The 12,045-nt window shown below is 65.0% G+C and carries 15 protein-coding genes; 9 read left to right on the forward strand and 6 right to left on the reverse strand.

Annotation, left to right across the window (positions count from 1 at the left end; translation table 11 throughout):
- Window positions 1–38 precede the first annotated feature (38 nt).
- Window positions 39–860 carry a sugar phosphate isomerase/epimerase family protein gene (locus AKL02_RS00620; RefSeq protein WP_083076511.1) on the reverse strand — a complete coding sequence of 274 codons (822 nt, stop codon included), beginning with the start codon at window positions 858–860 and terminating at the stop codon, window positions 39–41.
- A gap of 77 nt (window positions 861–937) precedes the next feature.
- Between AKL02_RS00620 and zapE the strand changes: the two genes are divergently transcribed.
- Window positions 938–2,029, forward strand: coding sequence for a cell division protein ZapE (zapE, locus tag AKL02_RS00625; RefSeq protein WP_083076773.1), 1,092 nt, complete (start codon window positions 938–940; stop codon window positions 2,027–2,029).
- Here zapE and AKL02_RS00630 read toward each other — a convergent pair.
- From AKL02_RS00630 to AKL02_RS00645, 4 genes are all read right to left on the reverse strand, one after another.
- On the reverse strand, window positions 2,026–3,048 hold the full coding sequence (locus tag AKL02_RS00630) for an LLM class flavin-dependent oxidoreductase (protein ID WP_083076507.1): 1,023 nt from the start codon (window positions 3,046–3,048) through the stop codon (window positions 2,026–2,028). The two genes, zapE and AKL02_RS00630, sit on opposite strands and share 4 nt — an antisense overlap.
- A 92-nt stretch (window positions 3,049–3,140) precedes the next feature.
- Window positions 3,141–4,412: a bifunctional folylpolyglutamate synthase/dihydrofolate synthase gene (locus tag AKL02_RS00635; RefSeq protein ID WP_078541614.1), complete on the reverse strand. Its 1,272-nt coding sequence runs from the start codon at window positions 4,410–4,412 to the stop codon at window positions 3,141–3,143.
- Between the two features lie 91 nt (window positions 4,413–4,503).
- Window positions 4,504–5,448, reverse strand: coding sequence for an acetyl-CoA carboxylase, carboxyltransferase subunit beta (gene accD / locus AKL02_RS00640; RefSeq protein WP_078522256.1), 945 nt, complete (start codon window positions 5,446–5,448; stop codon window positions 4,504–4,506).
- Window positions 5,449–5,514: 66 nt separating this feature from the next.
- Window positions 5,515–6,408, reverse strand: coding sequence for a CPBP family intramembrane glutamic endopeptidase (locus AKL02_RS00645; RefSeq protein WP_083076504.1), 894 nt, complete (start codon window positions 6,406–6,408; stop codon window positions 5,515–5,517).
- A gap of 168 nt (window positions 6,409–6,576) precedes the next feature.
- On the opposite strand from AKL02_RS00645, the gene AKL02_RS00650 reads away from it, so the two are divergent.
- On the forward strand, window positions 6,577–7,335 hold the full coding sequence (locus AKL02_RS00650) for a TSUP family transporter (RefSeq protein ID WP_075775250.1): 759 nt from the start codon (window positions 6,577–6,579) through the stop codon (window positions 7,333–7,335).
- 3 nt (window positions 7,336–7,338) lie between these two features.
- Here the strand turns inward: AKL02_RS00650 and AKL02_RS00655 are convergent, their stop codons facing one another.
- A complete protein-coding gene (locus tag AKL02_RS00655; RefSeq protein WP_083076500.1) occupies window positions 7,339–8,664 on the reverse strand; it encodes a FliI/YscN family ATPase in 1,326 nt (441 codons plus the stop codon).
- 80 nt (window positions 8,665–8,744) lie between these two features.
- Between AKL02_RS00655 and AKL02_RS00660 the strand changes: the two genes are divergently transcribed.
- Genes AKL02_RS00660 through flgA form a run of 7 tightly spaced genes read left to right on the forward strand, consistent with a single transcriptional unit; the run spans window position 8,745 to window position 12,045 of the window.
- Entirely contained in the window at window positions 8,745–9,131 is a 387-nt protein-coding gene (locus AKL02_RS00660) for a FlgB family protein (protein WP_083076496.1), read from the forward strand.
- A 2-nt stretch (window positions 9,132–9,133) separates the two neighbouring features.
- Window positions 9,134–9,526, forward strand: a complete 393-nt coding sequence (gene flgC / locus AKL02_RS00665; RefSeq protein WP_083076493.1) for a flagellar basal body rod protein FlgC — start codon at window positions 9,134–9,136, stop codon at window positions 9,524–9,526.
- Window positions 9,527–9,544: 18 nt separating this feature from the next.
- The gene (gene fliE / locus AKL02_RS00670) at window positions 9,545–9,835 is read left to right on the forward strand and encodes a flagellar hook-basal body complex protein FliE (RefSeq protein ID WP_083076489.1); all 291 of its coding nucleotides are present in this window, start codon (window positions 9,545–9,547) and stop codon (window positions 9,833–9,835) included.
- Entirely contained in the window at window positions 9,835–10,101 is a 267-nt protein-coding gene (locus AKL02_RS00675; protein WP_078522260.1) for a flagellar biosynthetic protein FliQ, read from the forward strand. Before fliE ends, AKL02_RS00675 begins: the two co-directional genes overlap by 1 nt.
- A gap of 1 nt (window position 10,102) precedes the next feature.
- The gene (locus AKL02_RS00680) at window positions 10,103–10,819 is read left to right on the forward strand and encodes a flagellar hook-basal body complex protein (RefSeq protein ID WP_083076486.1); all 717 of its coding nucleotides are present in this window, start codon (window positions 10,103–10,105) and stop codon (window positions 10,817–10,819) included.
- A 15-nt stretch (window positions 10,820–10,834) separates the two neighbouring features.
- Complete coding sequence (gene flgG, locus AKL02_RS00685; protein ID WP_083076482.1) at window positions 10,835–11,620, forward strand: flagellar basal-body rod protein FlgG; 786 nt, start codon at window positions 10,835–10,837, stop codon at window positions 11,618–11,620.
- Entirely contained in the window at window positions 11,620–12,045 is a 426-nt protein-coding gene (gene flgA / locus AKL02_RS00690) for a flagellar basal body P-ring formation chaperone FlgA (protein WP_083076479.1), read from the forward strand. Before flgG ends, flgA begins: the two co-directional genes overlap by 1 nt.

Consider the following 12,045-nt stretch of genomic DNA (forward strand, 5'->3'; position numbering starts at 1 on the left):
ACGCTTCACAAGGCGAGGGGCGGGGGCGCACGTAGCCGTTACCGCGCGAGGCCCAGCGATTCCAGATAGTCCGCGCCTTTTCTCACGCCAATCTCGTCATTCACTTCCAAAATCAGACGCGGCATCTTCGGCAGCTTGCCGAGCGCCTTGAACACCGAATGCCACGCGATCGTGCCCTCGCCGGGGTGCCAGTGCCGGTCGCCATAGCCGTCGATATCCTGCAGGTGGACATGCTCCAGCGCCGCGCCTGCCGCATGGACGAACACATCGACCGGCGGCGCGCCGCAGCGGCGATGCATGAACTGTGCATGGCCCGTATCGAGCGAGACCTTCACCGCTTTGCTCTTCATCTTCGCGGCCAGTTCGACACGCAGGTTCGGCGTGATGTCCTCGCAGTTCTCGATGACCAGCGTCACGCCCAGCTCCTCGGCGCGTTCGATCACCGGGGTCAGGACATAGCGCACGCGTTCGACCTGAATGAACGCGTTCGCGGGGTTCTGCTCCAGATCGGCTTCCTTCCACAGCGTATAGGGCGAGTGGATCACCATCTGATCTCCGCCCAGCTCCGCCGTGATTTCCAGCACCCGCAGCATCCGGGCGCGGATGACCTCGATGATCTCGGAATCGGCGCAGTCGATACTGAACGAGGTGAAGGGCCCGTGCAGCCCCAGCCGCCCGGTATAGCCGTCGAGCAATTCCTTCGTCCGCGCGACCATCTTGCGCAGATCCGCATCCGTGGCGTTCGGCCAACAGAAGCTCTGCAATTCCAGATCGCGCTGGTCGTTCAGAATCCAGTCGCGATGATGCGCGAGCATATCGAGGCTCAGCGCAGCACCGAGCAGCGGTAATTCCTTGGCCATGGGGTCCTCCTCCGGATCGGATGCTCGCGCAAGCCGCGGGGCTTTTCAATCCCGTGAGCGCGCTATATCGGAACGTCATGAAACGCAGTCTGCCCGAGTTTTACGAGTCCATGGTGGAGAACGGGGACCTCAACCCCGATCCCGCCCAACGCGCCATTCTGCCCGAACTGGAGCGCGTGCGCCGCGCGCTGGAAGAGGCGCCTGCGCCCGAGCCGGTGAAACGCGGGCTCTTCAAGCGCAAGATCAAGCCGGTCGAAGGCGTGCGCGGCCTCTATATCTGGGGCGGTGTCGGGCGCGGGAAATCCATGCTGATGGACCTGTTCTTCGGCCAGACAGACGTGCCGAAACGCCGGGTGCATTTCCACGCTTTCATGCAGGAAGTCCAAGGCAAGCTCGACGATGCGCGCCGCGCCAACACGGTCGACGCGATGCGCCCCGTGGCCGAAGAGGTGGCGGGCTCGCTGCGGCTGCTGTGCTTCGACGAGATGCAGATCACGGATATTGCCGACGCGATGATCGTGGGCCGTTTGTTCGAGGCGCTGTTCGAGCGCGGCGTGACCATCGTCACCACCTCGAACCGGGTGCCCGAAGACCTCTACAAGAACGGGCTCAACCGCCAGCTTTTCCTGCCCTTCATCGGGCTGATCCGCGAGAATCTCGACATCTACGAACTGGCCTCCGAAAACGATTACCGGCAGAACCGTCTCGCAGGCCAACAGGTCTATTTCACGCCTGCGGGCCGCGAGGCGCGCGCGAAGATGGATGCGCTTTGGGATGAGCTGACCGGGGGCGATCATCACGGCAAGCTCGATATTCCGGTGAAGGGCCGCACGGTCGAAATCCCGCATTTCCACAATGGGGTCGGCCGAGCGAGCTTCTGGGATCTCTGCGCGCAGCCGCTGGGTCCGGCGGATTACCTCGCCATCGCGGATGCGGTGAAGGTGCTGCTGCTCGACGATATTCCGCTGCTCTCGGCCTCGAACTTCAACGAGGCGAAGCGTTTCGTCACGCTGATCGACTCGCTCTACGAGGGCAAGGTCCGGCTGATCTGCTCGGCTGCGGACGAGCCCGAGCGGCTTTACGTCGAAGGCGAAGGCACGTTCGAATTCGAGCGCACCGCCAGCCGCCTGCGCGAGATGCAGGCAGACGGCTGGGCGGCTGAGGCTTAAGCCAGCATCTCCGCCAGAAGCGGGCGGACCTTGGTGCCGTAAAGCTCGATCGTCTTGCGCAGATGCGCGGGATTCTGCGGCCCGCCGCTATATTTCAGCGTGAACCGCGACAGACCCAGGGCCGTCACCGTCCGCGCGATCTTGCGCGCCACGGTTTCCGGGCTGCCGACATAGAGCGAGCCATGCTCGATCTCCGACAGGTAAGCCTCGCGCCGGAAGGGCGGCCAGCCGCGGGAGCGCCCGATCATGTCATGCATCCGCGCATAGCCTTCGTAGAACTCTTCCTGCGCGATCTCGTCGGTCTCGGCGATATGGCCGGGAGAGTGGACGCCGATCTTGCCGGGCTTGGTGCCCATCTGGTCATGTGCGCGGTGATAGAGATCGACATGCGGTTTGAACCGGGTCGAATCCCCGCCGATGATCGCCAGCATCAGATCCATCTGCATCGCGGCGGTCTCGACCACCGATTGCGGCGACCCGCCGACCCCGCGCCAGATCTGCAGCGGCGTCTCGGAGCGCGGATAGACGGTGACGTTCTTAAGCGGCGGGCGCATCTGGGCATCGAAGCTGACCTTCTCCTGCGTCGCGAGCAGATGAAGGATCTGCGACTTCTCGGTGAACAGCGCCTCGTAATCGTTCAGGTCGAGCCCGAAGAGCGGGAAGCTCTCGGTAAAGGAGCCGCGCCCGATGGTGATCTCGGCCCGTCCCGGCGCCAGCGCGTTCAGCGTCGCGAAACGCTGGAAAACCCGGATCGGATCGTCCGAGGACAGCACCGTCACGGAGGTGCCCGCCTTGATCTTCTCGGTGCGCGCGAGGATCGCCGAGAGGATCGGCTCGGTCGAGGAGATCGCGAAATCCGGGCGGTGATGTTCGCCCAGACCGATATAGTCGAGCCCGACCTGATCGGCGAGCTCGCCTTCGGCCAACGTGTCGCGGATAACCTCGGCATGGCTGCGCAGCAGGCCATCCTCCCCGCGCGTCACATCGCCGAACGTGTCGATCCCAAGCTCAAGCTGCATGGTGGCCTCCTTTCCTGTTCACGCGAAGATAGGGGCGCAGGCGCAGGTCAGCCACCGGTATCCCCGCACAGACTCCGTGCGAGACCGCAGCCTCAGCCGTTGTCGCGCAGCACCCGGCCCGCGAGGTAGAGCGAGCCGCAGATCAGGATGCGGGCATGGGGATGGATCGCGACGATCCCCGCGATCGCCGAGCCGACCGAGGCCGCAGGGCGGGCCTCGATGCCGACCACGCGCGCGGCCGCGGCGGTGTCTTCAGCGGGCAGCGTGTTCGCCTCGCCGGGGATCGAGACGGCCAGCAGGCTCGCTGCGTGATCCGCCAGCGGGCGCAGATAGCCGGTCACGTCCTTGGTGTTGAGCATGCCGCAGATCAGATGGGTCGGACGTTTCGGAAGCGCGCCGAGCGTCTTTGCGATCATGTCGCCCGCCGCCGGGTTATGCCCGCCATCGAGCCAGACCTCCGCCTCGGGCGCGCCGTCTACCAGCGGACCGTGACGCAGCCGTTGCATCCGCGCGGGCCATTCGGCTTTCGTCACCGCCGCCTCGCAGGCAGCCTCGTCAAAGCCCAGATGCCGTAACGCCGCAAGCGCCGCCCCGGCATTCGCGATCTGATGCGGGCCGGGCAGGTTCGGCAGCGGCAGATCGAGAAGCCCGTTCTCGTCCTGGAAGATCAGCCGGTCGCGCTCTTCCCAGACCTGCCAATGCTGGCCATGCACCAGAAGCGGCGCGCCGAGCTTTTCCGCCCGCGCCTCGATCACGTCGAGCGCGGCCTCCTGCTGGGGTCCGACCACGCAGGCCACGCCGCGCTTGATGATACCGGCCTTCTCGCCTGCGATCTCGCCCAGCGTCTCGCCGAGGAATTGCTGATGGTCGATCGAGACCGGCGTGATGATGCTCAGCGCGGGTGTGTCGACCACATTGGTCGCGTCGAGTCGTCCGCCGAGACCCACCTCAAGAAGCGTGTAATCCGCAGGGGTCCGCGCGAAGGCCAGAAGCGCCGCCGCCGTCGTCACCTCGAAGAAGGTGATCGGCTTGCCGCCATTCGCCGCCTCGACCTCATCGAGCAGCGCGGCCAGATCGATCTCGGAGATCAGCGATCCGGCGATCCGGATGCGTTCGTGGAAGCGTGCCAGATGCGGCGAAGTATAGGCGTGGACGCGCTTGCCCGCAGCCTCCAGCCCGGCCCGGATCATCGCCTGGGTCGAGCCCTTGCCATTGGTGCCCGCGATATGGATCACTGGCGGCAGGTCGCGCTCGGGATGGTCGAGATCGGCCAGCAGCCGCTCCATCCGGTCGAGCGACAGGTCGATGACCTTGGGATGCAGCGCCATCAGGCGGTCGAGAATATCATCGGAGCTTTGCGTCATTGGCCCCTCCGGCCTTAGATGGCGGACCGGGGAGGGGGCGCTGCCCCCGCGGCTGATGCCGCCCCCCGGGATATTTCAGCCAATACGAAGATCAGGTCTTGGGCTTCGCCTCGGCCTCGGGAGCCGCCTCGGCGACCGCTTCCTCGGGCGCCTTCTCCGGCGCGGGCAGATCGCCCTTCACCGCAGGCGGCAGGTTCATCAGCATGCGCAGGATGGTGATCAGCTCATCGCGCATCTTCATGCGATGCGTCACGCGGTCGAGCATCCCGTGATCCAGCAGATATTCGGCGCGCTGGAAACCTTCGGGCAGTTTCTCGCGGATCGTCTGTTCGATCACGCGCGGGCCCGCGAAGCAGATCAGCGCGTTGGGCTCTGCGATATGCACGTCGCCCAGCATCGCGTAGGAGGCGGTCACGCCGCCGGTCGTCGGATGGGTCAGTACGACAATATAGGGAAGGCCCGCTTCCTTGAGCATCTGCACCGCTACGGTCGTGCGCGGCATCTGCATCAGCGACAGGATACCTTCCTGCATCCGCGCGCCGCCAGCCGCCGAGAACAGCACCAGCGGACGCTTGAGCTTCACCGCACGTTCGGCGGCCGCGATGATCGCGTTGCCGACATACATGCCCATCGAGCCGCCCATGAAGGTGAAGTCCTGCGCGGCGGCCACGATCGGGGTGCGCCCGATCTCGCCCTCGGCCACCAGCATCGCCTCTTTCTCGCCGGTCGATTTCTGCGCCGCCTTCATCCGGTCCGGATAGCGTTTCTGGTCCTTGAAATGCAGCGGATCGGTGATCGGTTCGGGCACTTTAACTTCGGAGAAGATGCCGCCGTCGAACAGCGCCTCGAAGCGCACGCGGGGCGTGATCGCGAGGTGGTGGTCGCAATTGGTGCAGACGTTCAGATTGTCCGACAGCTCCCGGTGGAACAGCATCGTCCCGCATTCGGGACATTTCGTCCAAAGGTTCTCGGGCACTTCGCGGCGCGAAAACAGCGAGTTAATCCGAGGACGGACGTAATTGGTGATCCAGTTCATCGTATGAGCCTCTCGCTGGGGCGGGTCGGTTTGGCTTGAAATACGCCGCCCCTGCACGAATTGCAATCAGACGCGCAGGGTGAGGCGGATCAACAACCACGCGATCAGCAGGTGCAGCATGTCCAGCAGAAGCCACGGCAAGAGGTCCCACAGGTCGCGTGTGTTGATCACGATCGTGTAGAGCGCCAGCCCGTCGAGCTGGCCGTAGAAGCCGACGAGGAAAAGCGAGCCGAAATTATTGGCGAAATGCAGCGCAAGGGCTGCGCCGAGATTGCCGGTCCGTGCGGTCAGGTCGCTTGAGAGGCAGCCGAAGCCGAAAGCCCAGAGCGCGGGCCAAATCGCGTTGCTGCCATAGGCGCCGGGCGAATAATGCAGCGCCCCGAACAGTGCCGAGGGCAGAACCATCCAGATCAGGGGGCTGCGCCAGCGCGCCGCGAGCTGCTGCAGGAGGTAGCCGCGAAACAGCACTTCTTCGGTTGCGATCTGCACACCCAGAAGCGGCAGCGCGATCGGCGCCCAGCTCAGCACATGCACCAGCGGGTTGGAGCGCGCCGTGGACTCGCTGAGCTGGGTCAGCCCGAAGGAAAAAAGAGCGAAGAGCAGCAGAACCGGCAGCACCTTCGTGAAGGTGGCGAAGCTCCGCCTGCCGAACAGCGTTGCGGGCGCGCGGTGATGCAGGTGGCGGCTAACGACGAAAGTCGCGATCAGAAGCGGCGCGAAACTTGCCAGCAGAATGGCGAGGCCGCGCGGGGTCGAGCCATGGGCGATTTCCTGAAACAGCCGAAGCATCGAGAAATCGTCGAGCATCGAAGAGAAGAACAGGATCATCGCCCAGCCGCTGAGCAGGTAGAAGGCGACGATCACGCCCAGACCCAGCATCCCGCGCCAGATCTGCGCATAGGGTTTCGCGGGGGCCGCGAACGCCTCGAGCGGCGCATATCGGTTCGTGCGCGCGATCACCGGGCGGGGCTCGCAAAAAGCGGGGCGGCTGCAAGGGGCGATTGGGTCATCTGGGTCTTCCGCAAGGCTGAGCTTCGGTGATAGCGGCTGCGGCCCCGGTGAGGCAACGGCTTTACTTTTCGCGGCGCGGGCAGGACAAGAGGCGGCTGTCTTCTGACCGGGGTGCAAATGTTTGAACTTCCTCTCGATCTGGTGGTGATGCTGATCGGCGCGGCCTTCGCGGCGGGGGTAGTCGATTCCATCGCGGGCGGCGGAGGGCTGATCACGGTGCCGGCGCTTTTGCTGGCGGGCGTGCCGCCGGTTCAGTCGCTCGCGACGAACAAGATTCAGGGCACGTTCGGCGCGGCGACGGCGGCGATTTCCTATGCGGCCTCGGGCCATGTCGTGCTGCGAAAACAGCTGCTGGCCGCGGTGATCGGTTTCCTCGGCGGGCTGGCGGGGGCGCTTCTCGTGTCGCGCATCCCGACCGACAAGATCGAGATCGCCCTGCCGTTCATCCTCGTCGCGATCGCCGCGTTTTTCGCGTTGCGGCCCGGTCTGGATGACACGGATCGGGTGCAGCGCATTCGGCCCGGCCTGTTCACCGCCGCCTTCGTGCCGGTGATCGGTTTTTACGACGGGCTGATCGGGCCGGGGACGGGGTCGTTCTTCATGATCGGTTTCGTGACGCTGGCGGGCTACGGCGTGCTGAAGGCGACGGCGCATACGAAGCTGCTGAACTTCTCGTCGAATATCGGGGGGCTGACGGGGTTTCTGCTGGTCGGCTCGCCGCTCTGGGTGCTCGGCATCGCGATGGGGCTGGCGCAGATCGCCGGAGCGCGGCTGGGCTCGCGGCTTGCGATGCGGGTGGGCGCGCGACTGATCAAGCCGCTGCTGGTGACGACCTCGACGCTGCTGGCTGCGAAGCTGCTTTGGGACCTGATGTAAGCACTATCCCGGCACCTGTGACAGGATCGTGCGCAGCTGCGCGAAACTGCCCGCGATGCCGTCGGGGGCGGGTTCGGCAACGAAGGCATCCAGTTCGGGCCAAACCTTGATCGCCGCGTCGATGCGCTGGTCCGAGCCTTCCGCATAGAGCCCCGCCTGAATCATCATCTCGGCCCGGTCATAGGCGCCAAGCAGGCTGCGCGCCTTGCCGATCAGCCGGTTTTCCTCGGGATCCGCCGCGTCGGGCAGCGAGCGCGAGACCGAGCGCAGCATGTTGATCGCCGGGAAGCGCCCCCGCTCCGCGATCTCGCGCTCCAGCACGACATGGCCGTCGAGCACGCCGCGCAGGATATCGGCGATCGGCTCGTCCATATCGGAACCGGCCACGAGGACCGAGAAGACACCGGTGATGTCGCCCCGACCCTCCGCGCCGGGACCCGCGCGCTCTCCCAAGGCCATGATCTGATAGGAGGTCGAGGGCGGATAGCCGCGCAGCGAGGCGGGCTCGCCCCCGGCCAAAGCGACTTCGCGATGGGCTTCGGCAAAGCGCGTGATCGAGTCGGCGAGGAACAGCACATGCTGGCCCGAATCGCGGAAATGCTCGGCCACGGCCATCGCGGCCCAGGCGCAGCGACGGCGCACCAGCGGCGACTGATCCGAGGTGGCGGCGACGATCACCGCGCGGGCCATCCCCTCCGGACCAAGGGTATTTTCGACGAATTCCCGCAATTCCCGGCCGCGTTCGCCGATCAGCGCGATGACGACGATATCGGCCGACACCCCGCGCGCGAAACTCGCCAATAGCGAGGATTTCCCGACGCCCGATCCCGCGAAGAGGCCGATCCTTTGGCCTTGGACCAGCGGCAGCATCGTGTCGAAGGCGGCAAGTGACGTCTCCAATCGAGACCCCAACCGCTTGCGCTGGGCGGCAGGCGGCGGGCTTGCGCGCAAGTCGCGCTCGCACGCGCCGTGGATCAGCGGTTGCCCGTCGAGCGGTCTTCCGAACGGGTCGATGATCCGTCCGACCCAGCTGTCATGCGGGGCGATCCCGCCCTGACCGAGCAGCTCCACCTCGTCGTCGATCGCCACGCCATCGGCGGCTCCGTCGGGCAGCACCGTGACCGCCCCGCGCGTCAGCGACAGAACTTCCGCGCCGATTTCGCGCCCGCTTTGACAGCGAATCGTCGCGCGGTCGCCAAGGGCCGCCGAACGGGCCAGACCGCTGACCTCGATCATCCCGCGCCGCACCTCGCGCACGCGCCCGACTGCATGGGTACTGGCGATACTGCGCATTTCGGCGCGCAACAGGTCGAATCCCGCAAATGCCATTCTGGCCTCCGATGTTCTCGAAACGTTTTCTAAACGATTCGCTCTTAAAGCTTGGTTGATAGCTCGGAGGAGAAGCCCCGATGTTCGAGAAGATTGAGATCATGAAAATGGCCAGTGCGATGGCCACCCACGCCGCAGCCCGCCAGAACGCGGTTGCGGAGAATATCGCCAATGCGGACACGCCCGGCTATGCGGCGCGTGACCTGCCGGCTTTCGAAGACCTCTATCGCAGCGAGGGTAGCGGTGCTCTGCGGACGACGCGGTCGGGTCACATCGACACCTCGGCGACGATCACCACCGCGCCCGAGGTGATAGCCTCCCCCGGTGTCACCTCGCCCGATGGCAATTCGGTCTCGCTCGAAGAAGAGATGGTCCGCTCGGTCGAGGTGAAACGCGAGCATGATCTGTCGCTCGCGATCTATCGTTCTTCGCTCAACATCCTGCGCAGTTCGCTCGGGAGGGGCTGAAGATGAGCGATTTCACCCAATCCATGGCGCTGTCCGCCTCGGGCATGAAGGCGCAGGCTATGCGGCTTCGGCACAGTTCCGAGAACATCGCGAATGCCGATACGCCCGGCTATCACCGCAAGATCGCGGGCTTCGAGAAGGTCGTCTCAGATGGCGCCCCGACCGGAGAGGTCACCCTTGGCCCGGTGCGGCTCGACCGATCCGAACTCACTCAAATCTACGAACCTGGCCATCCGATGGCCGACGAGAACGGCTATCACGACGGCTCGAATGTCGATCTGGTGGTCGAAATCGCTGACGCGCGCGAAGCGCAGCGCAGCTACGAGGCGAATTTGCGCATGTTCGATCAGGCCCGGCAAATGTCGGCCTCCCTGCTCGAACTGCTTCGCCGCTAAGGACCGAGGAGATCTAGAATGGATTTTAACACCTCCCTTGCAACGCAAAGCTACGCCCAGGCCCGGGCTGCTGTCCCGCCGGAAGCGGGCGGTTCCGGGCCGGGCTCCCTTTTCGAACAGGCGGCGAACTCATTCGTCGATGTGGTCAAGGCGGGCGAAGACACTGCCAAAGCCGCGATGGCGGGGCAGGCCGATCCGCATGCGCTGGTGCAGGCGCTCGCCCAGACGGAACTCGCGATCGAGGCGGCGGTGACGGTCCGCAACAAGGTCGTCGAGGCCTATCAGGAAATTCTCAGGATGTCGGTCTGATGCAGGACGCGATTTTCTTCGACACGCTCCGGCAGGGCTTGTGGATCGCCGTGCTGATCGCGGCGCCGCTTCTGTCGGTCGCGCTGGTCGCCGGGGTCACGATCGGTCTCTTTCAGGCGCTGACCTCGGTGCAGGAAATGACGCTGACCTTCGTGCCCAAAGTGGGCGCGATGCTCGTCGTGTTCTGGGTGTCGATGAGCTTCATGTCGGAAAAACTGGTGGAGTTTTTCACCCGCACGATCCTGCCGATCGTCGCCGGGGGCTAAGATGGATAACGCAATCTATACCACACTCACGCGGCAATCTGGCCTGATGCGCGAAATGCGGACCGTCGCCAATAATATCGCGAATGTCTCGACCACCGGCTTTCGGCGCGAGGGCGTGATCTTCTCCGAATATCTCTCGGGGCTTCAAGGCAACGAACCCTCGCTGTCGATGGCGCGGGCGCATGGTCGTCTGATCGATCGAAGCCAAGGCGGGCTGACCCAGACAGGCGGCACCTTCGATTTCGCAATCGAGGGCGAGGGGTTCTTCATGGTCGAGACCCCGCAGGGCAATCAGCTCACGCGGGCTGGCAGTTTTATCCCGTCGGCTGAAGGTGAGTTGCTCACGCCCGACGGGTTCCGGCTGCTCGATTCCGGTGGCACCCCGGTCGCAATCCCCTCGGGGGCGACTTCGGTCGCGCTCGCCGCCGATGGCACGCTTTCGAACAACGGCCAGCCGATCGCGCAGGTCGGCGTCTACCTTCCTACCGATCCCAACGAATTGAGCCATGTCGGCGGCACTCGCTTCACCGCAGAGGCCGGGGCCGAACCGGTGGAGGGCGCGGTTCTGATGCAGGGGTTTCTCGAAGACAGCAACGTCGATCCGATCACCGAGATTGCGCGCATGATCGAGGTCCAGCGCGCCTATGAGATGGGCCAGGCCTTTCTCGAACGCGAAGACGAACGAATCCGCGGCGTCATCCAGACGCTCGCCCGCTAACAGGAGGCCCATGACATGAGAGCTCTTCAGATCGCAGCCACCGGCATGAGCGCGCAGCAGATGCGCGTCGAGGTGATTTCCAACAACCTCGCGAACATGTCGACCACTGGCTATAACGCGCGCCGCGCCGAGTTCGCCGATCTGCATTACCAGCAGATGACCCGCCCCGGCACGATCAACGCGACCGATGGCACGACCATCCCCGCCGGGGTGCAGCTTGGCCTCGGCGTGCGCCCGACCGCCGTGACGGTCAACATCGCGCAAGGCTCTCTCAGCGCGACGGGCGGCGATCTGGACGTCGCGATCGACGGCAATGGCTATCTCGAAGTGACGCTGCCCTCGGGCATCTCCGCCTACACGCGCGATGGTGGGCTCAAGCGCAATGGGACCGGCCAGATCGTGACCTCTGACGGCTACCCGGTCGTGCCCGAGATCACCATCCCGAACGACGCGCGCGCCGTGGCGATCAACGCGCAAGGCGAGGTTTATGCCTATTTCAGCAATCAGGTCGCGCCGCAGCTACTCGGCCAGTTCACCTTGGCGAATTTCTCGAACCAGAAGGGGCTGGAGGCGATCGGCTCGAACCTGTTTCTGGAAACCGGCGCCTCGGGGCCGCCCAATGTGAATACGCCCGGCGCGGATGAGTTGGGCACGTTGCGGCAGGGCTATCTGGAGGAGAGCTCGGTCGATCCGGTGCGCGAGATCACCGAGCTGATCAAGGCGCAGCGCGGCTACGAGTTGAACGCGAAGGTCATTTCCGCCGCCGATCAGATGCTTGGCGCGACGACACAGGTGCGCTGATGCTGTGGCGGGCGCTCCTGATTGCGGCATCCGGTCTTTTGCCGGGCCACGTCTTGGCGGACACGCTCGTCGCGCTGCACACCATGCGCGCCCGGACGATCGTCGCCCCCGCAGATGTCGGGTTGCAACCGGGTGAGGTGGTCGGGGCGTTGACCGGGCCGGAGGAAGCGATCGGCCTTGAGACGCGCGGGGTGATCTATGCCGGTCGCCCGATCCGAGCCCGCGATCTGGGGCAGCCCGCCATTGTCGAGCGCAATCAGATCATCCCGCTCCTGTTCCGCCGCGGCTCGTTGGAGATTCGAACCGAAGGCCGCGCGCTCGATCGTGCCGGCATCGGAGAGACGATCCGCGTGATGAACGCCGCTTCGAAAACCGTGGTCTCCGCGACGCTTGGCGCTGACGGAACTGCCCATGTTGCCCCATGA

This window comes from Thioclava electrotropha, from assembly GCF_002085925.2.
GTDB lineage: Bacteria > Pseudomonadota > Alphaproteobacteria > Rhodobacterales > Rhodobacteraceae > Thioclava > Thioclava electrotropha.

Bases quoted from the DNA above. Each gene is read 5' to 3' on its own strand.
- AKL02_RS00620 (WP_083076511.1), bottom strand. From the start codon at position 860: ATGGCCAAGGAATTACCGCTGCTCGGTGCTGCGCTGAGCCTCGATATG.
- zapE (WP_083076773.1), top strand. From the start codon at position 938: ATGAAACGCAGTCTGCCCGAGTTTTACGAGTCCATGGTGGAGAACGGG.
- AKL02_RS00630 (WP_083076507.1), bottom strand. From the start codon at position 3,048: ATGCAGCTTGAGCTTGGGATCGACACGTTCGGCGATGTGACGCGCGGG.
- AKL02_RS00635 (WP_078541614.1), bottom strand. From the start codon at position 4,412: ATGACGCAAAGCTCCGATGATATTCTCGACCGCCTGATGGCGCTGCAT.
- accD (WP_078522256.1), bottom strand. From the start codon at position 5,448: ATGAACTGGATCACCAATTACGTCCGTCCTCGGATTAACTCGCTGTTT.
- AKL02_RS00650 (WP_075775250.1), top strand. From the start codon at position 6,577: ATGTTTGAACTTCCTCTCGATCTGGTGGTGATGCTGATCGGCGCGGCC.
- AKL02_RS00655 (WP_083076500.1), bottom strand. From the start codon at position 8,664: ATGGCATTTGCGGGATTCGACCTGTTGCGCGCCGAAATGCGCAGTATC.
- AKL02_RS00660 (WP_083076496.1), top strand. From the start codon at position 8,745: ATGTTCGAGAAGATTGAGATCATGAAAATGGCCAGTGCGATGGCCACC.
- flgC (WP_083076493.1), top strand. From the start codon at position 9,134: ATGAGCGATTTCACCCAATCCATGGCGCTGTCCGCCTCGGGCATGAAG.
- fliE (WP_083076489.1), top strand. From the start codon at position 9,545: ATGGATTTTAACACCTCCCTTGCAACGCAAAGCTACGCCCAGGCCCGG.
- AKL02_RS00675 (WP_078522260.1), top strand. From the start codon at position 9,835: ATGCAGGACGCGATTTTCTTCGACACGCTCCGGCAGGGCTTGTGGATC.
- AKL02_RS00680 (WP_083076486.1), top strand. From the start codon at position 10,103: ATGGATAACGCAATCTATACCACACTCACGCGGCAATCTGGCCTGATG.
- flgG (WP_083076482.1), top strand. From the start codon at position 10,835: ATGAGAGCTCTTCAGATCGCAGCCACCGGCATGAGCGCGCAGCAGATG.
- flgA (WP_083076479.1), top strand. From the start codon at position 11,620: ATGCTGTGGCGGGCGCTCCTGATTGCGGCATCCGGTCTTTTGCCGGGC.